This is a genomic window from Butyrivibrio sp. (genome assembly GCF_024699075.1).
This window is the reverse complement of record NZ_JAILQF010000306.1, coordinates 12,687-37,754: the sequence shown is the minus strand read 5'-3', so window position 1 is coordinate 37,754 and position 25,068 is coordinate 12,687. Positions and strand designations below refer to the sequence as shown.

The window sequence follows — 25,068 nt, the reverse complement described above, 5'->3', positions numbered from 1 at the left end:
TCTGAGAAAGTAAGCAGTACAGATGCTGGAGAAAACTCTGAGAACATGAGTCTTACAGATGATGAAGAAGAATCTTCAAATGTAAGTCTTATGAATGAAGAGAGTGATGTAGAGGATGAAAATAGTACTGCTGATGCCTCTTGACGTTATTCCTACCTTGACAGAGAACCATTACAGGCGTAAACTAAAAGTGTTGTAAAATTGTATAAACAAATGCTGATTTTGGGCATGATATACAAAATATTGTACAATGAAAACTGAATAAGGAGGTGCTCCTGTAATGAGTATTACTACGGTGGTTATTATATCAGTAGTAGTAGCTGCACTTTCTATCATCATTACCGTTAATGTCAACAATGCCAATCATAAGAAAAATGATGCGGCAAAAATCGGAAGTGCTGAAGAAAGAGCAAGAAAGATCATTGACGATGCCCTCAAATCTGCAGAAGATACGAAACGTGAAAAACTCCTTGAGGCTAAAGAAGAGTCCCTGAAGACTAAGAATGACCTGGAAAAAGAAGTTCGTGATCGCAGAGCTGAAATCCAGCGCTCTGAGAGACGTATACAGCAGAAAGAGGAGAATGTCGAGAAGAGATCAGAGGCGATTGAGAGAAGAGAGCAGAGCCTGAGTGCCCGCGAAGAGAATCTTACTAAGAAGACCGCGGAGATTCAGAAGCTTGATGAGGAGAGACGTAAGGAACTTGAGAAGATCTCAGGACTTACAGCTGATCAGGCAAAAGAGTATTTGCTCAAGATCGTTGAAGATGATGTTAAGCATGAGTCGGCAGTCATGATCAAGAACATCGAAGCCGAGGCTAAAGAAGAAGCTGATAAGAGGGCCAAGGAGATTGTGATAGGAGCCATCCAAAGATGCGCTGCAGATCATGTCTCTGAATCTACTATTTCAGTTGTTCAGCTTCCTAGTGACGAAATGAAGGGACGTATTATCGGAAGAGAGGGACGTAATATTCGTACTCTCGAGACTATGACTGGTGTTGATCTTATCATAGATGATACACCTGAAGCTGTCGTAATATCCGGTTTCGATCCTATCCGTCGAGAGGTTGCAAGAGTCGCTCTTGAGAAACTCATCGTAGATGGTCGTATCCATCCTGCAAGAATTGAGGAAATGGTCGAGAAAGCCAAGAAAGAAGTTGCTACTCAGATCAAAGAAGAAGGCGAAGCAGCATCAATGGAAGCTGGAGTTCATGGACTTCACCCTGAAATTATCAAACTTCTTGGAAGACTTAAATTCCGTACAAGTTATGGGCAGAATGTTCTTAAACACTCGATTGAAGTATCTCAGTTATGTGGCCTTATGGCAGGTGAACTTGGCCTTGACATACGTATAGCCAAGAGAGCGGGTCTTCTTCATGATATCGGTAAAGCCGTTGACCATGAAATGGAAGGATCACACATACAACTGGGTGCAGATATCTGTCGCAAGTACAAGGAGTCAGCTCTGATCATCAATGCTGTCGAAGCACATCATGGTGATGTAGAACCTCAGTCTCTTATTGCAGTTCTGGTTCAGGCAGCAGATGCTATTTCTGCAGCTCGTCCAGGTGCTAGAAGAGAGACATTGGAGACATACACAACCAGACTTAAACAGCTGGAAGATATTACCAACAGCTTTAAGGGCGTTGAAAGCTCTTATGCTATCCAGGCTGGACGTGAAGTTCGTGTTATGGTTGTTCCGGATCAGGTTACTGATTCAGATATGGTTATCCTGGCACATGATATATCTCAGAAGATAGAAGCTGAGATGGAATATCCCGGACAGATCAAGGTTAATGTCATCCGCGAGAGCAGAGCAACAGATTTCGCAAAATAATACTTGCGAAGTTGCAAACCTAAAAATTAATAATGAAATCAACAAAAGAGTCGAATTTATTTCGGCTCTTTTTGAATTAATAGGATCAAGCTTTTGATACAATCCAAAATTTCTTCATTTTATAATGAGTAAAAAGCAAAGCGTTTGCGAGTTTAACAAAAAATGTTGTGCTTAGTTTATAAATGTTTTAGAATAAATAGCTGCTATGCTATTGTGAAGATGGTTAGTATATGCTAACATAATTTTGTTGATTTATTCACATATTTAAAAAGACAGGAGGCATTATTAATGCACGAATCTGGTGAAGATTATCTTGAAACCATTTATATTTTAAAGAAAAGAAATGGGAGTGTGCGTTCTGTTGATGTGGCTAATGAACTTAACTTTTCAAGACCGAGTGTTTCAAGAGCAGTAGGTATTCTCAAAGAGAATGGATACCTGACCGTAGAAGAAGACGGTGAACTTGTTCTTACAAAACTTGGTTTGGAAAAGGCCAAAAGTGTATATGACAGACATACTAACCTTACAAAATTTCTCATGCTTACTGCAGGGGTAGATGAAGAGACAGCAGAAACAGATGCTTGCAGAATAGAACATATTATAAGTCCGAACACTTTTGCAGGTATTAAGAAATACATTAAGGAAAATAGTAAATAAGCATTTGCGCATTTTATGATTAAAATGGTAATACAAGGCTTATTTGCGGAAGGATATACATGCTTCCAAGTAAGTTCATAAACAGAATGAAATCAATGCTTGGCCAGGAATGCGATGCGTTTCTGGCCTCTTTTGAATGCGAAAGAAGTAAAGCACTTCGCATAAATCCCCTCAAGCTTGAGGGCGGAAGTAAGGAGGCTTTACAAAAGATTCCTTTTACAACAGATAAAATATTATGGGAAGAAAACGGCTTTGTATATAAAGACACAGATGAACCTGGCAAGCATCCCTTGCACATGGCTGGCCTTTACTACATTCAGGAGCCAAGTGCAATGTCACCTGTTGCATATCTGGACCCAAAGCCCGGAGAAAGAGTACTTGACTTGTGTGCAGCTCCAGGTGGTAAAAGCACGCAGATTGCAGGAAGAATGCAGGGAAAAGGCGTACTTGTTACTAATGAGATCAACCCTGGAAGAGCCAAAATTCTTTCTGAAAACGTTGAGAGGATGGGCATTTCAAATGCTATGGTCCTTAATGAGACGCCTGAAAATCTTTCGGCAAGGTTCGAGGGCTGGTTTGATAAGATCCTCATTGATGCACCATGTTCAGGCGAGGGTATGTTCAGGAAAAATGAAGATGCTGTTACCAACTGGTCACCTGAAAATGTAAGGCTTTGCGCTGACAGGCAGGATGGAATACTGGATAATGCTGCAGCTATGCTGACACCTTCAGGAAGGATTGTGTATTCTACCTGTACGTTTGCGCCGGATGAAGATGAAGGCACTATCTACAGGTTCCTATTAAGACATCCTGAATTCAAGGTCTGTAAGGTTCCTCTTTTTGAAGGAATGGATAAGGGCAATCCTGCATGGGCACTTATTAACAGCGCTGATGAAAAAACTTATGGTTTAAGTAAAGATGCTACTTGTAATAGTTTAGGTGATGCAGATAATGATCTTATGTCACAGCTTTCTGACTGTATAAGGCTCTGGCCGCACCATCTGAAAGGAGAGGGACATTTCCTTTCAGTCCTTGAAAGGAAAGATACTGGTAAAGAAGATCCTGATAAAGAAAATACTGGCAAAGAAGATAATTCTGAAGTATTACCCATAACCTATTGTCCCGGCGGCTTCCAAAGAGGTATAAGGATAGGAACTGAAAGGTACGAAGATGGCATGAATGACCATGTGGATGAACCTTCCAAGACTTCTTCCAAAAAAGAGTTAAGAGAAAATAAAAAGAAGCTTAAAGCCAAGGACAGAAGAGCTATGGATAAGAATCTTGGAAAAGCTTCAAAGACGGCGCTAAAAGGTTCTGGCCTTGATATGGCAGGAAAGCTTTGGGAAGACTTTTCTGATGAAGTGCTGACAGATACAGGCAGAAACAGGCTTTGCGGAACTTTATTTACATTTGGAGAAAATGTATATCTGGCACCTTTTTATATGCCATCAACTGACAGACTTAAGGTCATGCGCCCAGGTCTTCATCTTGGAAGTATGAAAAAAGACAGATTTGAGCCATCACATTCGCTCGCTCTGTTTTTAAGACAGGAAGATGTGATAAGAAGTAAGGATTATCCAAGCCTTAGTAAGGAAATAAAAGACTTTACTACAGGCCTTACATTAAATGCTGATCTTGAAAATGGCTGGTATCTGATAACGGCAGACGGATGCAGTATCGGATGGGCCAAAAGTGATGGAAGAAGGCTCAAGAATCATTATCCAAAGGGGCTCAGGATCAATTATGCAGATTAGACAATAAATATCTACTTGCGGTCAAAATTTGAAATCGCACGCAAGAATCTGACAGTGTCAGATTCACTTTCATCTAAATATGAAAGCTAGTAAATTTGTATAAAAATACCACACAAATCTTCAACTTTTTTATAAATGGCATTGACACGTTAGTGTGTTATAATGAGTCTGAATATGTGGCTTAAGATATTAAGCCATTAACTTGATTTCGTGTTTAGATGTATTATTTAATCGAAGATTCGAAGCATGAGGTTATAATTATGAAAGAAGAACGTCCTGTATTTGTTGTCGGTCATAAGAACCCGGACACAGACAGTGTATGTGCAGCCATTGCTTACGCAAGGCTTAAAACAATAGTAACAGGCAGAGCTTACGAACCAAGAAGAGCAGGTCATCTTAATGAAGAGACCAGTTATGTTCTTGACAGGTTTGGAGTTGATAAGCCGCAGATGCTGACAGATGTAAGAACTCAGGTCAAAGATCTTGAGATCAGAAATCTTGAAGGTACAAGCGGAAACACTTCTTTGAAGGATGCATGGGAGATCATGCGTAATGCAGGAGTTGTTACCGTATGTGTTACCAAAGATGATCAGCTTCAGGGTATTATCACTACCAATGATATCGTTACATCATATATGGACGTATATGAGTCAGATATCCTTTCAAGTGCACATACTTCATACAGAAATATTGTAAAGACACTTGATGGTAAGATGATAGTCGGTGAAGAAGATGGCAAAGTTGAAAAAGGAAAAGTAGTAGTTGCAGCTGCAAGCCCTGAAGTAATGGAGAATATCATCAATTCAGGCGATGTTGTAATTCTGGGTAACCGTTATGAGACTCAGCTTTGTGCTCTTGAAATGGATGCAGACTGTATTATCGTATGTGACGGAGCAGAAGTTGCACAGACTATTCAAAGGCAGGCAGTTGCTCATAACTGCCGTATTATTACTACTCCTCATGATACTTATACAGCATCAAGGCTTGTAAACAGTAGTATGCCTATAGAGCACTTTATGAAGAGTGAAGGACTTGTTTCCTTCCATATGGATGACTATATAGAAGATATTCAGGAAGTTATGGCTCAGGAGCGTCACCGCTATTTCCCTGTGCTTGATGAAGACGATAAATACGTCGGAATGATTTCTCGTCGTAACTTCCTTGGTGCAAGGAAGAAACAGCTTATACTTGTCGATCACAATGAGAAGAATCAGGCTGTACATGGTATAGAATCTGCAGAGCTTTTGGAGATCATAGATCATCACAGGCTTGGAACCATATCAACTTCATCACCTGTTTTCTTTAGAAATCAGCCTCTGGGATCTACATCAACTATTGTATATCTTATGTACAAAGAGAATCAGGTTGAAGTTGACGCCCAGACAGCAGGCCTTCTAATGGCTGCAATCCTTTCTGATACTCTGATGTACAGAAGTCCTACTTGTACCCAGATAGACAGAGATGCAGGTGCAGAGCTTGCCAGGATCGCAGGTGTTGATGCGGAAGATTTTGCAATGGAGATGTTCCATGCAGGAAGCAATCTTGGATCCAAGACAGCTCCCGAGATCATACACCAGGATTTCAAGAAGTTCACTGTTGATAATAAGACAATCGGTATCGGACAGATCAATTCGATGAGTGCCGAGGAACTTGCCGAGATCAAAGAAAAAGTTGTTTCTGAGCTAGATAATACACTTAAGGCGGACGGAATTGATATGATTTTCTTCCTGCTTACAAACATCTTGAAGGAATCATCTGATGTTGTTTTTGCAGGAAATGGCGCAGAAAGTATAATAGAAAATGGATTTTCAGTAGAAACAAGAAATAAAGGAGCATTTCTTCAAGGCGTCGTATCCCGTAAGAAGCAGTTCCTTCCGACAATTGTTGATACCCTTGAAGGGTAATAATACTGGGAAGCTTATGGGAAAGGAATAATTGTGGAAAAAGTAGTGAGCAACAAAACACTGCAAGAGTTCAGTGATGTTTTGTTGAAGAGTAATAATTCAATCAAAATAGCGCAGGAAGCTTTTGACCTTGTGTCAAAGCAGTTGCCATTGGGGAAAGTAGTATTAGAAGTTTTAGCTATACCAAGTGATGATAATAATGTTCTTGAGAAAAAGGATCTGTCATATCCTATATTTGTAAAGGACAAGGAAGCAAGGCTTGCTGATTATCAGCTTGAGTTTTCATACGGACCTGCTGATAAGAGAATAACTTTTTTATGTACATCAACAGCAGAGGATGGACATTTTACAGACGAGGAAGCAGATACTTTAAGGGACTTTGTCAACGAAATGTATTTTCACACTGACAGAATGTACATAGGTAAAGCTCTTGATAAAGCTTTTGTAACTCAGAAGATAACAGCTCTTCCTAATCAGAAAGGTTATATGGCCAAAGTAAGAGAGCATATCAATAAGAACTCTTTCGATGACTATACAGCTTTTTGTTTCAATCTCAGAGGTTTTGGACTTCTTAATTATGAGTTCGATGAAAAAGAAGTTGATACTATCCTTAAACGTTATGCCAGAGAGCTTAAGAAGAGAACTGTGTGTGATGAGGAAATAGGTCATCTTGGCGGAGATAATTTCGTTGCACTCATTAAAAAAGAAAGAGCAGAATATTTCCTTAATCAGATTAAATCTATAGAGACTTATGGCAGATACAAGGATAGGAAGATTCCTGTAACCATTAAATCTACCATCGGTGTATTTGATCTTGAGGAAAGAAAGATCCATCACCTTGGAGAAGTAATAAGCCAGCCGGAAGCTGCACTTAATTATGCAAGAAGAAAGCGCAGAAATGTAGTATGGCTTACTCCTGAGATATTGGATGAAATATTTTTTGACAGACAGATATATGACGGACTTACAAATGCGATCAACAATGGTGATATCATGACTTATTATCAGCCTAAGGTTAATCTTGAGACCGGCGAGATAATAGGGGCTGAAGCACTTGTAAGATGGAATTATGGCGGAACTATGCTTTCTCCTGATTGCTTTGTTCCTATACTTGAGAAGTCTACAAGAATAAGCGAGCTTGATTTCTATATATTAAGACAGGTTTGCCGCATGCTTGCTTTGAGGAAGAGAGCGGGCAAGAGCGTGGTTCCTATCTCTGTTAATTTTTCAAAGAGAGATCTGGAAATACCTAACATTGCATCTATTATTACTAATATTATTGAAAAGTATGGAATTAATAAAGATGAGATTATCGTAGAAGTGACGGAGACAGCTTATTCCGATGAGCAGGAAAGGCTTATATCCTTCCTTCAGCAGATGAAAGACAGTGATATTTCCACATCTATAGATGATTTTGGTACGGGTTATTCTTCTTTATCTGTAATACGTGAATATCCGGTAAATGAGATTAAGATAGACAAATCCTTTATTGATAGAAAAGTACTTACAAGAGAAGATGAGGCTATTGTAGGCTCAGTTGTTGCCATGGCTCGTCTTTTAAGACTTCATGTTATCACTGAAGGAGTTGACAACAGCGATCAGGTTGATTTCCTTTTAAGGCTTGGATGTAGTAGCGCGCAGGGATTTCTTTTTGATAAGCCCCTTTGCTATGATGACTTTAGCGAGGTTCTCGACAGAGGCCGTTATGAGGTCACATGGGGACAGAAAAGAAATAAAGTCTAAAACATATTATTAAATATGCAGGAACTATTATGAGTATAGTTATCACGATTTATTCCAAAAGCGCTTTTAAGGAATTTGTACTTCCGGCAGGTACTAACAGGAGGCTGGCTCTTCGTATAGAGAGCAGGAAATTCCGCATAGAGGAAGATGTAGCAGTTCTTTTGGATAATATAGGCGGAAGCTGGAGATTCTTGTATTCAAATGAGGTCAATCAGCTTAAACTTCCGTTATGTCAGATAGATAATTATGATGGCTACGCCTTAAAAGAGGGCGATAGCCTTTCTTTGCGTACAAGATATGGTGAACGTCTGGCTGTAATGGTAAGAGAGAAAGAAAAACCGTTTATAGCTTACAAGAAGTATGATCTTAGCGATATAGTTAAGCTTTCTATTGGAAGCGGCGAGGAATCTGATATAAGGTATTCTTTTCTTTTGTCAGAAAGAGAAGTTATATCATCGCTCCATGCAGTCATGGAAGCAGATACAAATGAAAAGGGTTGGATTCTTACGGATAAAAGTACTAATGGAACCTTTATTAATGATATCGCTATACATGGTTCAAGAAAGCTTATGTTCGGCGACAGGATCAATATATGGGGACTTTATATGGTCTATGCAGGAGATGTTCTTGCTATAGATCAGACTTCCCATGCACGGCTTTCGGACAAGCTTTCTAAGATTGAAGGTAAGAAAAACGATGATGAAGAATGCATCAAAAGACCGCAGGAAAGAGATTCTTTTGTAGGACCTGATAATAATAAGGTGATCTATCACAGACCTCCTCGTAACATGGACAGGCTTTTTGCAGAAGAGATAGTTCTTAAACATCTTCCGTATAAGGCTCATATTATTGCTAATGATTCATTTATCCCGCATACGGGATTTTCTAAAGAGATAAAGCGCATCCGCAGTGACTATGCGGATTATCTTGATGTGATGGAAAATAAGATTGCATCAAGCAGAGAGAAGAACAGAAAGATCCTTAATGACAGATATCCAAGCGCACAGGAAGTCAGCGATTGCAGAAAGGGACTTCCTGATAATCTTTGGAGCAGGAATACATCTCACAAGGATTTTCTGTATCACAGAGTAGGTAAGGGTACTATTCCACTTCAGATGAAGGTGGAACTGTCTGAAAGCAATAATGTCTTTTATGATGATGAGCTTGATAAGAGATGTCTTGAAATATCCAAGAAATACAAGATGCTTGATAATGTTCCGGTATGTGTTGATCTTGCCAGTGAGAATCTTATTGGTATAGTTGGTGGAAATGGTAAGAGAGGTTCTTATCAGATCGTTTATGATCTTATAGCGCAGATCACAACCCAGAACTGTTATACAGATGTTAAGCTTGCTTTCCTTACAGCTAATGAGATTTCCGGTAATAATGATTCATGGTCATTTGGACTATGGTTTCCTCATGTATGGTCTGAGGATAGAAAGAGAAGATATATTGCATTCGAACAGGAAGAAGTAAGTGATGTATGCTATGACCTTACTTCAGTATTTAGAGAGTATTCCAAGTATCCTGATAAGGACCATCCTCATTATGTGATCATAGTAGAGGATCAGTCGCTTCTTGAGGGAGAGCTTATAACCAAGTATCTCTTTGATCATGAAAATGCTCCGTTCGTAACTACACTACTTATGGCTGATGATGTGGCTGATCTTCCTAATGCCTGCAACCTTGTCATTGAAAATGATAATAATTACAAGGGAATGTATTACATCCGTGAAGGTAAGAGTAGTGGTATAGAGATTGAATTTGACAGTATCAGTCCTGAAATCCTATACGAGCTTTCGGGAACTCTTTCTACGGTTGTTGTAGACAATGAAGGCGGCGGTGGAGAGATCCCTGATGAAGTCAGCTTCTTTGATATGTATGGGGTATCTGGTCCTGAAGATCTTAATATAGAGGACAGATGGCGCAGAAACCGTACTTATGAAGGCATAAGAGGCTGCATAGGTCAGATAGCAGGTGCACGTCCATGCATACTGGATCTTCATGAGAAGTATCACGGACCACATGGACTTATTGCTGGAACTACAGGTAGTGGTAAGTCTGAACTTCTTCAGACATTTATACTTTCGCTTTCTGTAGAATACAGCCCTGAAGACATAGCCTTTTTCCTTATTGATTATAAGGGAGGCGGAATGGGCAATGCCTTTGCAAAGCTTCCACATGTTGCCGGACAGATATCCAATCTGTCAGGACCTTTGGTACGCCGTGCAATGGTCGCTATTAAGAGTGAGAACCGCAGAAGACAGCGCCTTTTTATAGAGAGCGGTGTTAATAATATTGATGCATATACAAGACTTTACAAGAACGGAGAGACTAAGGTTCCGCTTCCGCATCTTCTCATAATCATTGATGAATTTGCACAGCTTAAAGTTGAGGAACCTGACTTTATGCGTGAGCTTATAAGTGTTGCCCAGATAGGCCGAAGCCTTGGCGTACACCTTATTCTTGCTACGCAAAAACCTTCCGGAACGGTTGATGATAATATCTGGAGTAACTCAAAGTTCAGAATATGTCTTCGTGTTCAGGACCAGAAAGACAGTATCGAGATGCTCCACAAAAACGATGCGGCCTTTCTTTCAAGTACTGGAAGAGCCATACTTCAGGTTGGAAGTGATGAGCTTTATAAAGAGTTCCAGTCTGGCTATACAGGTCAGGCTTATGATAAAGATGGAAGTAATCATAAGATAACGGCAAGACTTCTTACCAATACCGGACGTGAAGGCCTTATTGGTAACTATCTTGAAAGCCGCCGTAAGGCTGCTCTTAGACATGAGTTTATACTGGGTCTTGTAAGGGATGAAGAGTCTTTAAGCGGAACTGCTTATGAAGATGTGCTCTACAATAACTTTGCAAGACTTCGTGATGAGATACTTCAAAATGAGCCTGAGCTTATAAATGATGGAGATCTTCTTGCTGACAGGATCATCGAAAGATCAGAGACGGAGAATATAAGACTTCCTCAAAGAAAAGAAAAGACTCAGATAGAATGCGTCATTGAGCATATCATAGAAACTGCAAGAGAGCTTGATCTTCACAGCAATACTCCATTGTGGCTTCCTGAACTTCCTTCACATCTTTGCCTCAAAGATCTTGATGGATATGATGATACATCCTATAAGGATGGCAGATGGCCACATTTTTCAAGAAGTGCTGATTATAAGACTTATGCAGGTCTTATAGATGATCCTGTTAATCAGTATCAGATGCCTCTTATCATTAACTTTTCAAGAGGCGGTAATACAGCAGTTTGTGGTATGACATTAAGTGGCAGAAGTACATTTATGCAGACGGTAATCTATTCACTCTATCAAAGTTATGATCCGTCAAAGCTAAATGCTTATATTCTGGACTTTGGTGGCAGAATGTTTGAAATATTCGAACAGGATGCTCATACAGGTGGTGTTGTATATGATTCTGATACGCAGAGGATTCCTAATCTTATCTGCATGATTCAGGATGAGATTGCAAGGAGAAGAAAGGAATATGCAGGCGCCGGCTTTGATGCAGTAAGATTAGAAAAAGGCTTTAAGGATCCTGCTATCATTCTGGCAATTGACGATATAGCTTCTTTTAGAGAGAAGACAGAAGGAGCATATGATGATGCTCTTCTGCAGATAGCAAGAGAATGTGCAGCTGTTGGAATATATCTTCTTATATCCGGAAGCGGATTTGGTATAAGAGATATCCCTGGAAGAATGTCAGATAGTATCAGAAATATCTTCTGTCTGCAGATGCCTGATAAAGTGGGCTATATGGATGTTCTTAGAACATCACAGATTGAGATCACACCTCAAAGCTCAGTTGCAGGAAGAGGTCTTATATTATCATCAGGCCATACGCTTGAATTCCAGACGGCACTTGCCACAGATGGTGACGAGCTTACAAGATCTGAGCGCATAAGAGAAACTCTTAAGAAGCAGACTCAAAACTATGATGGGCCTAAAGCAGTGGCTATTCCTTATATTCCGGATAAGCCAACATGGACACTGTTCAATGAAGCATTGTCAAATTTAGGTGCAGGATTGCTTCCTATCGGTTATAATATTACAAGTGCACGTATTGAGAGTATTGACCTTGATACGACATATCTGTACCTTATAAGTGGAAGACCCAGAAGCGGTAAGACCAACCTTATACGAGTTCTTGAAAGAACAGCGCTTAAGCTTAGCCCTTTGGAAGTGACCGTATTTGAAACAAGTGGAAGAAATGAGCTTAAAGCAGATGCTGCTGATATGGACTTTGCTTATGTGTCTGACGTAGATGGGGCTGTTGAATGGTTATCCGGTATTATTCCTGTATTTAAGGAAAGAAATGCCGTGAAAACCAAACTTAAGGCTCAGGGTATGAATGATGAAGAGATACTTAGCGATATCAGGAATATGGGCGGACCTGTATTTGTATTTATAGATGACCTTGTAAGCTTTGCCCAGATGCTGCATAGTGCCGAAGGAGTTACGCATAATCTTGCAGGTGCCATGACCAACCTGTTTGAAAAAGGAAACCTTCTCAACATTTATTTCTTCGCAACTTATGACGATGAGAAGAAGATTGATGCAGCAGGTCTTTCTGTATATGAAACATATGTTTCTTATAGAAATGGTATACACCTTGGAGGTATGGCTGATTCACAGAGTATATTGAGATTTGATGGTATTCCTTACAGGAAACTTACAGCTGCAGGTAAGCCGGGAAGCGGTATCACATCATCAAATAGTGATAAAGGATCAGTACAGGTTGCTATTCCTCTTGTATGATACTGGAATTAATAGTTATTCTTATTTAATATGTAAATAATAAATGAGGTGAAAATGATTTATTATCTTTCATTAATGGAAAGCAGATTAGAAACGCGTATGTTAAAAGCGCTTATCCCTTCTTATGCTGCAAAGTATACGGATGATTATTGGGACTACTGCTATACAGAATACCTTGATGAGGCACTTCAAAGGATTGAAGATATTGCAAAGCATGACATTATTGCATGGGATGCTTCGATCAAAGAGGCGGGAAATGAGCTTCTTAATATCAGAAAGGCTAATCCTACAGCTTTTCTTTTTCTCTTTGCTTCGGGAAGAATGAACCCAATGCTTTATGTAAGAGCAGGTATAGCTCCTGATGCTCTTTGGATCAAACCTTTGGAAAAAGAGGGACTGTCCAAAGTGCTTGAAGAGTCTTTTGAGCTTATACATGAAAGAATTAAAAACAGCAAGGATAAGATGATCACTATCCTTTCGGGTAATTCTCAGAAGTATATTGAGCTGGATCTCATTGATTATATGGAGACGAGGGAGAAGAAGGTATATATAAGGATGAAGAATCAGGAAGTAAGTATGTATGGTACTCTTGATGACCTTATGCTGAAACTCCCCAAGTACTTTATGAGATGCCACAGAAGCTATGTAGTTAACATGCTTCATGTAGATCGCATTAAAGTAGCTGAAAATTATATCATAATGAAAAATGGCGACACAATACCAGTTTCAAGGACATATAAGAGGGAGATAAAAGAGTATGGAATTAAGAATGAATAACATATATATCATGAGCAGACTGGATCTTTCTGTACTTCTTTTATCAGCCAAAAAAGACAGAATATGTTCTCTGGCTCTGCCTAAAGCTAATGAAGTAGATGACCTTCAGATTCTCGGAAGCGCATTCAGACTTGCCAAAGATGGACTTCTTGAAGTGCCTGTTAATGAAGATGTGCTTGATGAGAGTAAAAGAGAAGCAGCGATGCAGGTAGATGATATACATCCATCAGATGATGCGATGGAATTTATGAAGCCGCTTGTATCAGCTGAAAGAGTGCTCCTTCTCGTACCGTATGATAAAGAGATCGATCAGAAATTTATATACTGTTCTGAAGATGGAGTCACACTTATAGAAGAAGATGGTCACAGAAAAGACAGGATAAGAGTTACTTCTTTTGACAAGGATGGATTTGAAGACTGGATCAAATACACATTTGATCTTGAGGAGAATGTTCCTGCAACAGAAGAAGCAAGCAATGAGTATATCAAAGCTCTTGATCCTGAAGATATAGAACGCGAGAACTTAAAGGCAGTCAGAAGAATGGAAGTATCTGACCTTGGAACATGGATGGAAGATGCAGGTAAGAGCTCGGGGCTTACTCCTGTATTTGCAATGTCATACATGAGAGGAAGCGATGGTGTCATGACCAAGAACAGCATGGTACTTCGTGGAAGATTCTCTGAATGGGTAATAGAGTGCCCGGCAGGAGACATACTCTCTGATAGCGCAGAAATGGAAGTATGGCCGGCTTACGAAAAGATGTGGGCAAATATATGATACTTGTTGATTTACAGGTTGTATCACTGGACAGACATTATCAGTTTAGTCTTGATGAGACTAAAAGTGTCTTTGAACTTATAACAGAGATCAAGGATATATTGTGTCAGAAGGAACAGTGCGAGATGCTTGGCGATGATGAAGATCTGATGCTATGTTCGGTGACTCAGAATGCAATTTTAGCTAAAAACAAAACATTATCTGAGCAGGGGGTACGCAGCGCAGAGCGCTTGCTGTTATTTTAGGAGTAGATATGAGAGTAGATACAGACGTCTTAAAAGAAGCAGCTGACAGCAGAGTGAAGATCTGCAAGAAGCTGGAAGAAAGATCACTTGAGCTTCAGAGACTTATCAAGGAGCTCGAAGCCTATGATGGACTAGATGATATATGTACAAATGCACGTGAGATCAATGCTTGTCTTATTAAGGATATCCTTATGATAAGACAGACAGGCATGGCACTTCACAGTATATCAAGAATATATGAAGATGGTGAGAAGCTTATAACTGATCATTCAGACGGAACAGGCTTTATCATCAAAGGAAGAGAACTTGGAATTCTCAATGATCTTGAACCTCTTCGTTCTTCCTATGAGCGAGTTGTTCGTGGTGACAATCTTCAGAAAATAGGAGGAGACACAAATGAGTAGAATAGAAGTGGATATAGATCAGCTCGTACGTGATTCACAGTCTGTTTCAGAGCATCTTACAAGAATCCGTAACTTAAGAAGTGATGAACCAGAGGGCTTGAAAGAACAGGGTGACAACGTTGTAAATGGCCTTGAGGAATATAGCCGCTGTGTGCGTTTTGCTGCTGACAATTACAAAAGAATGCAGAACGAAGTTCGTGATGTTATTGCTGCTATAAGTGTAGAGTAAATGCATTAAGGAAGTGACATACTATGAGCAATATGAAAAAAGAGATAGAAGAGTTAAAGAATACAGTTAAGAACATGAATGGTTATTGGAGAAGCGAAAGCTCCAAGGTGCATCAGGAAATCTTTGCAGATATCATTGATGATGCGCAGGATTATGCTGAGCACTTTCCTGAAACTGCTAATGCAACCACAAAGACAGAAGTATTTGATTCTGATCTTTTAGACTGATGATAGAGGTGTTTTGATGATTGATAATAAGTCTATAACTCCTGAAGTACTTAAAGATAAGGCATTGAAGATCGAAGAACTTGCCGATGCCATTAAAAAGGATGTACTATATGTAATTCAGGATAGTGATGAGAAAACTTTTGATTCATGGAAGGGCGAAGAAGCTGACATGTTCCGTATTAAGGAAAATGTTATTGCAGACGCCCTGAAAGACGATCTTGATAAAACAGTTAAGCTTGCAGAACAGATGAGATATCTTCTTTCTAAAAGCGAAAGGATCTGAAAATGATAGAAATGGTTCAAAAATACTGGTATGTATTGATTGCTATAATCGTACTTCTTATAGCTTTCATAATCGTACTTCTTGTTTATATAAAAAATAATTCTGCAGAAAGCGGTAATAAGAAAGCAGAAAAGACAAGTGTACCCAAAAACAGTACCGGTAATAATAAAGATAACGGTGATAACGTTCATCGTACAAAGTTTGTAGATCTTGGTGACAGAGAGTCAGGAGATACGATCCTTCTTTTTGATTCACCAGGAAAGGTCTGGATAGATGATATGGACAGACCTGAAATTAAATTTGAAATGCCTTTGACAGACGCCGGAATTAATATAGGTTATGATAAGAGCAATCAGGTATGTCTTGATTATGATGATACTGTTTCAAGTGTTCATTGTCGTATCTATCCTTCCGGAAGTAAGACTTATATCGAGAATAAGAGCAGAACTAATCCCATTATTGTAAATGGTCAGAAGATAGAAGAGAGTGCTGCTATCTATTCTGGAACAGAATTAATTGTGGGGAATATCAGACTAAGTATTAAATTTGCTTGAGATATTTTAGCAGCAAGTGGAGGATGGCATAATTGGGGAGTATCAGATGTCCGTATTGTCAGGAAATGATACCTGATGACTTTGCCCATTGCGGTTTTTGCGGAAAAGATGTTCAGGTAAAAAATGAGAAATATATGCTGCAGATCGGAACGGTTCTGCAGGACAGATATTATATAGGAGCAGCTATTGGTCAGGGCGGATTCGGCATAACTTATAGCTGTTGTGATCTGCGCCTTGATATGAAGGTTGCTATCAAGGAATATTATCCTGATCGTCTTGTGACAAGAGATACATCTGTATCTGATAATATAGTTCTGATCAACCAGTCTAAGAAATCTGTCTATGATCACGAAAAGGACAAGTGCCTTCTTGAAGCACGTACACTTGGAGACTTTGCCGATAACCCGGGTGTAGTAAGAGTCAGTGATATATTCAATCAAAACGATACAGTATATATAGTTATGGAATATCTTGAGGGAATGACTCTTGAGCAGTTCAGAAAGCGTAATCCTTATGTGGATTTTGAGTTCTGCTATAAGATGTTAAGCCCTGTTATAAGCGTCCTTGAGCGTATACACGAAAGGGGGCTTATTCATCGTGATATCAGCCCTTCCAATATCATGGTGCTTCCTGATGGAAGAGCCAAGCTCCTTGATTTTGGCTCTGCAAGCCGCTATGACAGTAGTAGTGATGATGATGATGAGATTCTGGTCTTAAGAGAAGGTTATTCTCCTATAGAACAGTATCAAAAAGGCGTAAAGACAGGACCCTGGACAGACGTATATTCTTTTTGTGCGACCTTCTATTACATGCTAACAGGAGTTAATCCTGTAAGTGCCAATGAAAGAACCGGTAATGATAAGCTTGAAAGACCTTCAAAACTTGGAGCGGTGATACTTGGCGGACAGGAAGATGCTCTTATGCATGGACTTGTATTAAATCCTAAATATAGAACAAGATCAATGAAGCAGCTTGAAGATGAGATGGAGCTTCGTGTCCCCGTTATCAAACCTGAGCAGTTCATAGATCCGGAAGATGGGATCAAGCTAAATTTACTAGATGGTATATCAGGAATGGTTAGTTTAAATCCTGATCTTGACAACAAGAAAGAAGATACAATAAAGAAGGGCAAAAGAAAAAAGCTGATAGCACTTATTGCAGCAGCTGTATTTCTTATTGTATGTTTAAGCTCAGCGCTTCTTTATACAAGCCATAAGACGAGGATAACTACAGCTTATCTTATTGAAGAAGTAAATCAGGATCTTGCTCAAGAAGAGAAAGTAAAGCTGACAATAAAGACCAATGTGAATTACAGGAAGTACTATACCTATACTACATCTTATCCTTCAGCTTACAGTAATGATGAGACTGTGGAAGTGTGGTCAGGTCAGGACGACTGTCTGTATGTAAAGAATACAAGTAGTAGAGGATATGGATATGTGGCATATATGATCATGGATCATTTAAAGGGCAATACATATAAGCTCGGCAAAAATAAATCTTCCTCTTTTGAGCTTGATAATAACTATGTCTCATACATTATCCCAATGCTTTTAAAAGCATCCTGTCTTAATGAGACTATGCAGATAGCAGAAGACAAGACCAAGATAGATGGTAGCTATTGCTATAAAATGAGTACTCAGATGAGCGTATCATCTGTATTATCAGTACTTGATGAGCTTAATATCTATGAGGACATACCACAAAATTTTATAAATTCATATGGTCTTGTTCCCAAAGCTGTTGTTACAGCTTATATAGATACTGAGGATCATAGTCTTAAAAGAATAAGTATTACAATGACAGATGTTGATGACAATGCTTTGACACAAGCTTACAACAAATATACAGGTGAAGAAAAATACGCACTCGATAATATGTCTGTAACGATGAATATAGACTATGCCTATGGCGAGAAGGCTCAGATAGGTGAAAATGAAGTCAGAAAGTTTACAGATATAAAGTCCAGGATAGAAGCAGATGACTCAGTTACCTGGGCTTATGAATGGGGGAAGATCTGGAGTTTTAATATTTTCTATTAGACAGATATTAAAGCGTGAAAAACAAAAAAGGAATTCAAAGCAGTAAAGCTGTGAATTCCTTTAAAATGCCGGTGGCGGGACTTGAACCCGCACTGAGTTGCCCCAAACAGATTTTGAGTCTGCCTCGTCTGCCAATTCCGACACACCGGCGTTTGCAACTCCATAATAATAGCATATTAGAGCATATCACGCAAGATTAAATTTTCTTATATAAGGAGATAAAGAGCATGAAAGTAGATCCCAAAATGATAGAGATGGCTGATATATATCACCTTTCTTTTATGACAAGAATAAAATACATATATCTTCCGGCAATGTTTCCCGGCATGTACAAAAAAAGGCTTGAAGATAATAAGACCAATGTCAGATAAAACTGAAAAAGATATACAAGAAGATCATAAGAACAGATAATCTTAAGATCAAAACGGAAAGAAAAAAGTAAATACTGAAAGATCAAAAGATAAAAAACAGATAATAAGGACATAATAAATAATGACAATTGAAGCTAAGAATATAACCTTAAATATAGATGGTAAAACCATACTCGATAACGTAACCTGGGAGATAAGCTCTGATGATACCTGGGCATTGACAGGGCCTGAGGGAAGCGGCAAGTCTTCTCTTATAGATATAGTACTTGGCCTTAAAAAGCCCGATAAGGGAGGTGTATCACTTCTTGGAGATTATAAGTACGACAGGGTTAATGCCGGCGTTGTATTTCAGGAAGACAGACTTTGCGAGTATTTTACTGCAGAAGAAAATATAGTATTAGTAAATAACAGATATTCTGAAAGAAGGGCCGGAGAAGAGCTCAGGGCGCTGATCGGAGAGGAATATCTTGGAATACCGGTTATAAAGCTTCCTGAAGATGTCAGAAGATGTATATGTATCGTAAGGGCATGTTGTATTCCTTCTGATGTGCTTATAATGGATGAACCCTTCAGAGGACTTACTCCTTCAAAAAGAGATAAGGCTATAGCCTTTATAAAAGAGGCAGCAGGCCATAAGGGAATAGTGTATGCACAAAGGACAACAGAAGGCCTTGAGGCATACAAGAATTTTAGACTGTAATAAAAAAGTTCACTGCAAAAGTTTTGTGCAGTGAACTTTTTACTATTATTATTTACTGGAATATTTGGGCTTTGTGATCTCTTTAAGTCCTATTATCGTACATACAGTTGAAGCTATAAAATCTGTTACTGCTCCTGCATAAAGGATTCCGTTTATTCCAAAGAATAAAGGAAGGATAAGCAGTAGCGGCAGGAAGAAGATTACCTGTCTTGTAAGTGACAGGAATATTCCCATTACCGGTTTGCCAATAGCAGAGAAGAAGTTTGAAACTATAGGCTGTATGAAATATGTAAAGAGGAACAGATAGTAAATTCTTATATATTTAACACCGAATTCAAAGTATTCTTTTGATCCTTTACCAAACATTTCTATTACCTGATAAGGGAATATCTGGAAGATAAGGAATCCGATAATACTGATCACAGCTCCTGCTTTTAAAGCACCGAACAGGGCTTCTTTAACTCTTGCATACTTTTGTGCGCCGTAGTTAAAGCTTGCTATAGGCTGGAGACCTTGTGAAAGGCCGATTACAAAAGCCATCATTATCTGCATACATTTTAAAGATACGCCTGATACAGCAAGAGGTATATCTGTGCCATACTGTGACAGACCGCCGTAGTAGTTCAGACTCTTATTAAGTACTATAGCAAGGATCATCATAGCAAGCTGATTGAAGCAGTTAGCTGCTCCGAGTGAAGCTATCCTAAAAACAACTTCCCCTTTTGGGATAAAAGATGATATATCAAGCTTTACAGTCTTGTACTTTCTAAGATATGCAGCACCCATAACAGCAGACAGGATCTGGCCTATTATAGTTGCAAATCCAACGCCGAACATACCCCATCCGAATATAAAGATGAATACATAGTCAAGGATAATGTTGGTTATTGCGCCTGCAAGGTTCATCTTCATTGAATACTTGGGACTTCCGTCAGCTCTTATAAGATGAGTGGCACATGAAGAGAAGATAAGGAATGGAAAGCCGATAGCTGTTACTCTTAAATAGCTTTCTGCAAGCGGATATACTTTGATAGAAGCACCAAAGAATACTAACAGGTTAGAACAAGTGATTTCGGAGAATATAGCTATAATACTTCCAATGAAAAATGCCATAAAAGCGGCATTTCCTATAAAGTATTTAGCACCATCCTTCTGTCCGCGTCCCATTGAAAGATTGAAATTAGAAGCTCCGCCGATACCAAATAAAAGAGCGGTCGCAATACAGGCAGGAACAAGCGGATATACTACATTGGTAGCAGCATTACCAAGTTCGCCTATCTTCTGGCCTATAAAAAGCTGATCGACTACATTGTATAGAGAACTAACAAGCATAGCTATGATGCTTGGTATAGCGAATTCCTTAAGAAGCGTTGATATCTTTTTACTTCCTAAGGGGTTTTGTGTTTTGTTGTCCATGATTGTACTTCCTTTATAATGATATATGTGTCATAAACAAGACACATGTACCATTATAAATTTTCTTCGCTCAAAATATCAACCAGAAGATGATAATATTTTAGATGAAGCTGGTTCCACTGGGTTCTGAAACCAAGAGATTCAAAAAGCATTATGCAGTCATCTCCGGTTACATCCGTGAATTTGAACACTATAAGTGATAATATATTATGCTCTTTGAGCCATTCTTTGAAAGGTGAGGCTTCATCAGCAATCCTTTGTATCTGATTGTAGATGTAAAAGGACTGTTTATCGGGCAAAAGCTCGTTTTCATATTTATCAATAAAAGCAGCCTTTTCATCATCCAACAGATCATTCTCCTCGGATGCCTTGGCTCCTGATGAGATTACAAGCTTTTTGGGATTACCCTTGAAAATCTTGATACTATCTATATTACAGGTAGAAGCAAATGTATCTGTCACTGTTTGAACAGGGATCGGAAGACCATGCTTTTGCTGATATATTATATCTATCAGCATCTCGTCAGGACTTTTATCAGCTCTTTTTGAAAGCTGAGATCCAATGAGATTTTTGGAAAGGATCTCGTTTACGGGAGCATGCCTTTCTTTTTCGTACATGATATATCTGTTTCTGCCTTTGAATTTGGCCATATAAAGGCAGTAGTCAGCAATTCTAAAAAGATCATCATAATTGCTTGCATCTTTTGGAAAAGTCGCAGTTCCTATTGAAAGAGTAAGAGAAGTCGTATCTGTGGGGCCTTTACCTCTAAACGCTGAATTTACAGAGTTCTTACAACCTCTGAGTCTTGCTCTTAAATCGTCTTTACTTGTAATCTGTGTGAAAACGATAAGGAATTCATCGCCGCCAAAACGTCCTACTTCACCTGTATCACCAACTTCATCAACAAGTATCTGGGATACTGTTTGAAGTACAACATCACCAAACTGGTGTCCGTATCTGTCATTTTCATTTTTGAAAAAATCTATATCGACAATAGCGATAGTAGTTTCTTCATTTGGGTGTTCAGCAATTCTGCTCATGGCAAAAGATGTAATGTCACTTTTGTTGGCAATTCCTGTAAGAGGATCAAAAAGCCTTGCGTGTTCTGGATTTGATGAATGGTCATATTCCTGCTGGATAAGTCCGGCTATATAATCAACAACCAGGTTATTGTATACTGAAGCACCTTTAAAAACAGTCTTTGTGGCATTTGAATTTAAAGACAGGATATCTGAATCTATACTGGTTTCAAAACGTCCTGTTTTGGACTGCATTTTAGTAAAAAAGTCACGAATCTTGGATTTCTGATCTTCAGGAGTTCTTTGGAGGATGATATTTTTAAAATCTTCCAGAGGATATTCTCCATTCTTGAGCAAACTTCTTTCGGCACCAAAAATCTTTATGGTGTCACTGTGGACATCATAAAGGAAAAAAATTGAGTCAAATAATTTGAAGATGGCTTCGTTATAACTTATTTTCTGGGTAAGCTTGTGATGTTCCTTTAAAAGAGCGGAAAGCTCCATCAATCTAAGAACAAAATATCCATCTGAATCATCATTTTTAAGCTGGGCATAAAAATAGACTTCTTCTGCATCCTTGATAAGTCTTACTACAAACCATCCTTCTACTTCTAAGGCTACGAATCTTCTGAATCTTACTGCATCATCATAAGGCATGCGATCTTCTATAGGAGAGTGATCGTCTTCTTCAAGAAAAGCATACATTTTAGGATCAGTTGATACAACTCTGTGATTGGCTTTAGCTATTAAGAGTTCATGGTACTCAAGTTCTTTCATATAATACCTCTGACAAAATCCATTTCTATATTCAATTATAATTGATTTTTGAAATAATGCCATCAGGAAGTGCTTAAATATCTAATAATAAATAAGTCTAATTATTGTGTATTTTCAAATTAAATACATAAAAGTCAGTGAAATTATTAATGAAAAAAATATATGTCTTTGCTATAATGATATACAGATGCGACAAAGTATCAATATGTAGCTATCATGGAATTAAAGGAGGAAATTCTAATGGGTCTTATTAAAGCTATAGCAGGGGCAGCTGGTGGTGTTCTTGCCGATTCATGGAAAGAGTATTTTTATTGTGAGTCTATTCCGAACGATGTTCTTGTAACTAAGGGACAAAAGAGAGTATCCGGACGTTCTTCTAATACAAAAGGTAATGAAAATATAATTACATCTGGATCTGTTATTGCCGTAGCAGATGGCCAGTGTATGATAATCGTAGATCAGGGTAAGGTTGCAGAGCTTTGTGCAGAGCCTGGTGAATTCACATATGATGCTTCTACAGAGCCATCAATCTTTTCTGGAAATCTTGGAGATTCTATCGGAGCAACATTCGCAAGTATAGGTAAGAGATTTACATTCGGAGGTGAAGCTCCTAAGGATCAGAGAGTATACTATTTCAATACTAAAGAGATCATGGGCAATAAATATGGTACAGCTAATGCTGTTCCTTTCAGAGTAGTAGATCAGAACGTAGGTCTTGATGTAGATATCTCTATCAAGTGCTTTGGTGAGTACAGCTATAAGATCATCGATCCTATTTTGTTCTACACTAATGTAAGCGGTAATGTAGCCGGTGATTATAACAGATCACAGATTGACTCTCAGCTTAAGTCAGAGCTTCTTACAGCTCTTCAGCCTGCATTTGCAAAGATCTCAGGCATGGGCGTAAGATATTCTGCAATTCCTGGTCATACAGCTGAAATAGCTCAGGCTCTTAATGAGGAGCTTTCTTCAAAGTGGAGAAATCAGCGTGGTATAGAAATTGCATCATTTGGTGTATCTTCTGTAAAAGCTTCTGAAGAAGATGAGAAGATGATCAAAGACATCCAGAAATCAGCAGTTAACAGAGATCCCGGAATGGCTCAGGCTACTATGGTTGGAGCTACCGCAGATGCAATGAGAGATGCTGCCAAGAATACTAATGGTGCAATGATGGGATTTATGGGAATGAACATGGCTCAGAATGCCGGAATGAATACTATGAATGCATTCCAGGGACAGCAGGGCCAGGTTCCTACAAATAACTATAATACAGCAGCTGATGGCGGATTCGGCGCAGCTACTATGCAGCCTAAGGCTGCCAATGCGTGGACATGTGCTAAGTGTGGAACTCAGAACACCGGTAAATTCTGCCAGAACTGTGGAGAGAAGAAACCTGAAGATGTTCAGATCGGATGGACATGCCCTAAGTGCGGCAAAATCAATCAGGGTAAATTCTGTCAGGAATGTGGAGAGAAGAAGCCTGAAGGAGCACTCGTATACAAGTGCGATAAGTGCGGATGGGAACCTGAAGATCCTTCAAATCCGCCAAAGTTCTGCCCTGAGTGCGGAGATCCATTTGGTGATGAAGACATCGTAAAATAATAAGACAGTAAAGATATAGTGCTGATAATAAAAGCCGGAGCTAAGCTCCGGCTTTTTTGCACGCATATTGAAGCGGTACTTATACAAAATATTTAATATTCTCCATTCCACATGGAATCAATCTTTTCAAATCTTCTGAGTTTTTCAAGTATTGAATATGCCTTTGAACTCATGATCTGAATATCTTTGGTAAGAGCTTTTTTGCTACTTAAATCTTCTTTTGACAGAGTATGAGTTACTGACAGTACCGGTGTTAATTCGCCAAAAGAGTTGAACTTTACTATGATAGTTGCTTCACTGCCAAATACAACTTCTGAGCTTTTTACGGCATACTCAAGAGAATCCGGATCAACGTCGTAGAGGTCAAATCCAGACTGATACTCTGCTATAAGCGTATCAGGGTACCTGTAGGTGAGCTTAACATCTTTACCATTTAATTCATTGATAAAATCATTAACAATATCATGTGTTTTCATGCTAACCCTCCTTTTCAGGTATTTTCAAAGTTATTCTATGCCATTTCTTCAATTAGTATATCGGCAGATACCTCCTGCTTTTTTATAAGGGACTTAACTAAACATTGAAATATGACGATAAACTTACAGAGAATGTGTGAATTTTTTTTGCACAAATAATGGTTATTTAAATGGAGCAATATGGGCCATTAGTCCTAAAAAAGGACATGAGGTTAAAAACATGCAGCTCACAAACTATATGGAAAAAATAGTTTTAGACAGACTTGATACAGTGCTTACAATGTTTCCCAATGTATGTACCTGTGATGCCTGTAAGCAGGATATTGCTAATCTTGCTCTTAATCATCTTCCTCCTAAATATACTTCTTCAGAAAAAGGAGCAATCTTTCTTAACATGGAGGCGCAAAACAAGCAATATGATGCTCAGGTAGTTCAGGAAATTGTTAAAGCGATCGGTATCATATCTCAAAATCCAAGACATCCAAAAGTACAATAATTTTT

At 38.8% G+C, this 25,068-nt stretch carries 22 protein-coding genes and 1 tRNA gene; 19 read left to right on the top strand and 4 right to left on the bottom strand.

All coding sequences use genetic code 11. The features are described 5' to 3' along the window. Nucleotides 1-280: 280 nt before the first annotated feature. The 15 genes from rny to K6G87_RS12300 all read left to right on the top strand — a co-directional run bounded on the left by rny (nt 281) and on the right by K6G87_RS12300 (nt 18,206). On the top strand, nt 281-1,834 hold the full coding sequence (rny, locus tag K6G87_RS12370) for a ribonuclease Y (protein ID WP_296837708.1): 1,554 nt from the start codon (nt 281-283) through the stop codon (nt 1,832-1,834). 288 nt (nt 1,835-2,122) lie between these two features. Then, a complete protein-coding gene (locus K6G87_RS12365; protein ID WP_296837705.1) occupies nt 2,123-2,491 on the top strand; it encodes a metal-dependent transcriptional regulator in 369 nt (122 codons plus the stop codon). A 59-nt stretch (nt 2,492-2,550) separates the two neighbouring features. Then, nucleotides 2,551-4,245, top strand: a complete 1,695-nt coding sequence (locus tag K6G87_RS12360; RefSeq protein ID WP_296837704.1) for an RsmB/NOP family class I SAM-dependent RNA methyltransferase — start codon at nt 2,551-2,553, stop codon at nt 4,243-4,245. Nucleotides 4,246-4,505: 260 nt separating this feature from the next. Further along, the gene (locus K6G87_RS12355; protein ID WP_296837702.1) at nt 4,506-6,149 is read left to right on the top strand and encodes a putative manganese-dependent inorganic diphosphatase; all 1,644 of its coding nucleotides are present in this window, start codon (nt 4,506-4,508) and stop codon (nt 6,147-6,149) included. Between the two features lie 33 nt (nt 6,150-6,182). Further along, the gene (locus K6G87_RS12350) at nt 6,183-7,892 is read left to right on the top strand and encodes a GGDEF domain-containing phosphodiesterase (RefSeq protein ID WP_296837700.1); all 1,710 of its coding nucleotides are present in this window, start codon (nt 6,183-6,185) and stop codon (nt 7,890-7,892) included. A gap of 29 nt (nt 7,893-7,921) precedes the next feature. Continuing rightward, complete coding sequence (locus K6G87_RS12345) at nt 7,922-12,667, top strand: FtsK/SpoIIIE domain-containing protein (RefSeq protein WP_296837698.1); 4,746 nt, start codon at nt 7,922-7,924, stop codon at nt 12,665-12,667. Nucleotides 12,668-12,721: 54 nt separating this feature from the next. After that, nucleotides 12,722-13,444, top strand: a complete 723-nt coding sequence (locus K6G87_RS12340) for a LytR/AlgR family response regulator transcription factor (protein WP_296837695.1) — start codon at nt 12,722-12,724, stop codon at nt 13,442-13,444. After that, nucleotides 13,425-14,222, top strand: a complete 798-nt coding sequence (locus tag K6G87_RS12335) for a hypothetical protein (protein WP_296837692.1) — start codon at nt 13,425-13,427, stop codon at nt 14,220-14,222. The genes K6G87_RS12340 and K6G87_RS12335 overlap by 20 nt, the downstream gene beginning before the upstream one ends. Further along, nucleotides 14,219-14,467: a hypothetical protein gene (locus K6G87_RS12330; RefSeq protein ID WP_296837687.1), complete on the top strand. Its 249-nt coding sequence runs from the start codon at nt 14,219-14,221 to the stop codon at nt 14,465-14,467. Before K6G87_RS12335 ends, K6G87_RS12330 begins: the two co-directional genes overlap by 4 nt. Before the next feature lie 8 nt (nt 14,468-14,475). Next, a complete protein-coding gene (locus tag K6G87_RS12325; RefSeq protein WP_296837685.1) occupies nt 14,476-14,871 on the top strand; it encodes a hypothetical protein in 396 nt (131 codons plus the stop codon). Beyond that, a complete protein-coding gene (locus K6G87_RS12320) occupies nt 14,864-15,100 on the top strand; it encodes a hypothetical protein (RefSeq protein WP_296837683.1) in 237 nt (78 codons plus the stop codon). The genes K6G87_RS12325 and K6G87_RS12320 overlap by 8 nt, the downstream gene beginning before the upstream one ends. Before the next feature lie 23 nt (nt 15,101-15,123). Next, nucleotides 15,124-15,327, top strand: coding sequence for a hypothetical protein (locus K6G87_RS12315; protein WP_296837679.1), 204 nt, complete (start codon nt 15,124-15,126; stop codon nt 15,325-15,327). Between the two features lie 16 nt (nt 15,328-15,343). After that, complete coding sequence (locus K6G87_RS12310) at nt 15,344-15,610, top strand: hypothetical protein (RefSeq protein ID WP_296837677.1); 267 nt, start codon at nt 15,344-15,346, stop codon at nt 15,608-15,610. A 2-nt stretch (nt 15,611-15,612) separates the two neighbouring features. Further along, on the top strand, nt 15,613-16,164 hold the full coding sequence (locus tag K6G87_RS12305) for an FHA domain-containing protein (protein WP_296837675.1): 552 nt from the start codon (nt 15,613-15,615) through the stop codon (nt 16,162-16,164). 32 nt (nt 16,165-16,196) lie between these two features. Further along, entirely contained in the window at nt 16,197-18,206 is a 2,010-nt protein-coding gene (locus K6G87_RS12300; RefSeq protein WP_296837672.1) for a serine/threonine-protein kinase, read from the top strand. A gap of 66 nt (nt 18,207-18,272) precedes the next feature. On the opposite strand, the gene K6G87_RS12295 is transcribed toward K6G87_RS12300, so the two are convergent. Further along, nucleotides 18,273-18,356: transfer RNA gene (locus K6G87_RS12295), tRNA-Leu, on the bottom strand. Nucleotides 18,357-18,433: 77 nt separating this feature from the next. Here K6G87_RS12295 and K6G87_RS12290 point away from each other — a divergent pair. After that, nucleotides 18,434-18,577, top strand: a complete 144-nt coding sequence (locus tag K6G87_RS12290; protein ID WP_296837670.1) for a hypothetical protein — start codon at nt 18,434-18,436, stop codon at nt 18,575-18,577. A 121-nt stretch (nt 18,578-18,698) separates the two neighbouring features. Next, nucleotides 18,699-19,277, top strand: coding sequence for an ABC transporter ATP-binding protein (locus K6G87_RS12285; RefSeq protein WP_296837667.1), 579 nt, complete (start codon nt 18,699-18,701; stop codon nt 19,275-19,277). 48 nt (nt 19,278-19,325) lie between these two features. On the opposite strand, the gene K6G87_RS12280 is transcribed toward K6G87_RS12285, so the two are convergent. Both K6G87_RS12280 and K6G87_RS12275 read right to left on the bottom strand, forming a co-directional pair. Then, nucleotides 19,326-20,693, bottom strand: coding sequence for an MATE family efflux transporter (locus K6G87_RS12280; RefSeq protein ID WP_296837663.1), 1,368 nt, complete (start codon nt 20,691-20,693; stop codon nt 19,326-19,328). Between the two features lie 53 nt (nt 20,694-20,746). Then, nucleotides 20,747-22,489, bottom strand: coding sequence for a GGDEF domain-containing protein (locus tag K6G87_RS12275; protein ID WP_296837661.1), 1,743 nt, complete (start codon nt 22,487-22,489; stop codon nt 20,747-20,749). A gap of 240 nt (nt 22,490-22,729) precedes the next feature. On the opposite strand from K6G87_RS12275, the gene K6G87_RS12270 reads away from it, so the two are divergent. Beyond that, nucleotides 22,730-24,091 carry an SPFH domain-containing protein gene (locus K6G87_RS12270; protein WP_296837659.1) on the top strand — a complete coding sequence of 454 codons (1,362 nt, stop codon included), beginning with the start codon at nt 22,730-22,732 and terminating at the stop codon, nt 24,089-24,091. Between the two features lie 92 nt (nt 24,092-24,183). Here K6G87_RS12270 and K6G87_RS12265 read toward each other — a convergent pair whose 3' ends face one another. Next, nucleotides 24,184-24,567 (bottom strand): hypothetical protein, encoded by a 384-nt coding sequence (locus K6G87_RS12265; RefSeq protein ID WP_296837657.1) that lies wholly within the window; start codon nt 24,565-24,567, stop codon nt 24,184-24,186. Nucleotides 24,568-24,787: 220 nt separating this feature from the next. Here K6G87_RS12265 and K6G87_RS12260 point away from each other — a divergent pair, with 220 nt between their 5' ends. Further along, complete coding sequence (locus K6G87_RS12260; RefSeq protein ID WP_296837654.1) at nt 24,788-25,063, top strand: late competence development ComFB family protein; 276 nt, start codon at nt 24,788-24,790, stop codon at nt 25,061-25,063. The last annotated feature ends 5 nt before the right edge of the window (nt 25,064-25,068 follow it).

What these genes read in the sequence shown, in the direction of transcription:
- rny (WP_296837708.1), top strand. Translation starts at nt 281, where the DNA reads ATGAGTATTACTACGGTGGTTATTATATCAGTAGTAGTAGCTGCACTT.
- K6G87_RS12365 (WP_296837705.1), top strand. Translation starts at nt 2,123, where the DNA reads ATGCACGAATCTGGTGAAGATTATCTTGAAACCATTTATATTTTAAAG.
- K6G87_RS12360 (WP_296837704.1), top strand. Translation starts at nt 2,551, where the DNA reads ATGCTTCCAAGTAAGTTCATAAACAGAATGAAATCAATGCTTGGCCAG.
- K6G87_RS12355 (WP_296837702.1), top strand. Translation starts at nt 4,506, where the DNA reads ATGAAAGAAGAACGTCCTGTATTTGTTGTCGGTCATAAGAACCCGGAC.
- K6G87_RS12345 (WP_296837698.1), top strand. Translation starts at nt 7,922, where the DNA reads ATGAGTATAGTTATCACGATTTATTCCAAAAGCGCTTTTAAGGAATTT.
- K6G87_RS12340 (WP_296837695.1), top strand. Translation starts at nt 12,722, where the DNA reads ATGATTTATTATCTTTCATTAATGGAAAGCAGATTAGAAACGCGTATG.
- K6G87_RS12335 (WP_296837692.1), top strand. Translation starts at nt 13,425, where the DNA reads ATGGAATTAAGAATGAATAACATATATATCATGAGCAGACTGGATCTT.
- K6G87_RS12330 (WP_296837687.1), top strand. Translation starts at nt 14,219, where the DNA reads ATGATACTTGTTGATTTACAGGTTGTATCACTGGACAGACATTATCAG.
- K6G87_RS12325 (WP_296837685.1), top strand. Translation starts at nt 14,476, where the DNA reads ATGAGAGTAGATACAGACGTCTTAAAAGAAGCAGCTGACAGCAGAGTG.
- K6G87_RS12320 (WP_296837683.1), top strand. Translation starts at nt 14,864, where the DNA reads ATGAGTAGAATAGAAGTGGATATAGATCAGCTCGTACGTGATTCACAG.
- K6G87_RS12315 (WP_296837679.1), top strand. Translation starts at nt 15,124, where the DNA reads ATGAGCAATATGAAAAAAGAGATAGAAGAGTTAAAGAATACAGTTAAG.
- K6G87_RS12310 (WP_296837677.1), top strand. Translation starts at nt 15,344, where the DNA reads ATGATTGATAATAAGTCTATAACTCCTGAAGTACTTAAAGATAAGGCA.
- K6G87_RS12305 (WP_296837675.1), top strand. Translation starts at nt 15,613, where the DNA reads ATGATAGAAATGGTTCAAAAATACTGGTATGTATTGATTGCTATAATC.
- K6G87_RS12290 (WP_296837670.1), top strand. Translation starts at nt 18,434, where the DNA reads ATGAAAGTAGATCCCAAAATGATAGAGATGGCTGATATATATCACCTT.
- K6G87_RS12285 (WP_296837667.1), top strand. Translation starts at nt 18,699, where the DNA reads ATGACAATTGAAGCTAAGAATATAACCTTAAATATAGATGGTAAAACC.
- K6G87_RS12280 (WP_296837663.1), bottom strand. Translation starts at nt 20,693, where the DNA reads ATGGACAACAAAACACAAAACCCCTTAGGAAGTAAAAAGATATCAACG.
- K6G87_RS12275 (WP_296837661.1), bottom strand. Translation starts at nt 22,489, where the DNA reads ATGAAAGAACTTGAGTACCATGAACTCTTAATAGCTAAAGCCAATCAC.
- K6G87_RS12270 (WP_296837659.1), top strand. Translation starts at nt 22,730, where the DNA reads ATGGGTCTTATTAAAGCTATAGCAGGGGCAGCTGGTGGTGTTCTTGCC.
- K6G87_RS12265 (WP_296837657.1), bottom strand. Translation starts at nt 24,567, where the DNA reads ATGAAAACACATGATATTGTTAATGATTTTATCAATGAATTAAATGGT.
- K6G87_RS12260 (WP_296837654.1), top strand. Translation starts at nt 24,788, where the DNA reads ATGCAGCTCACAAACTATATGGAAAAAATAGTTTTAGACAGACTTGAT.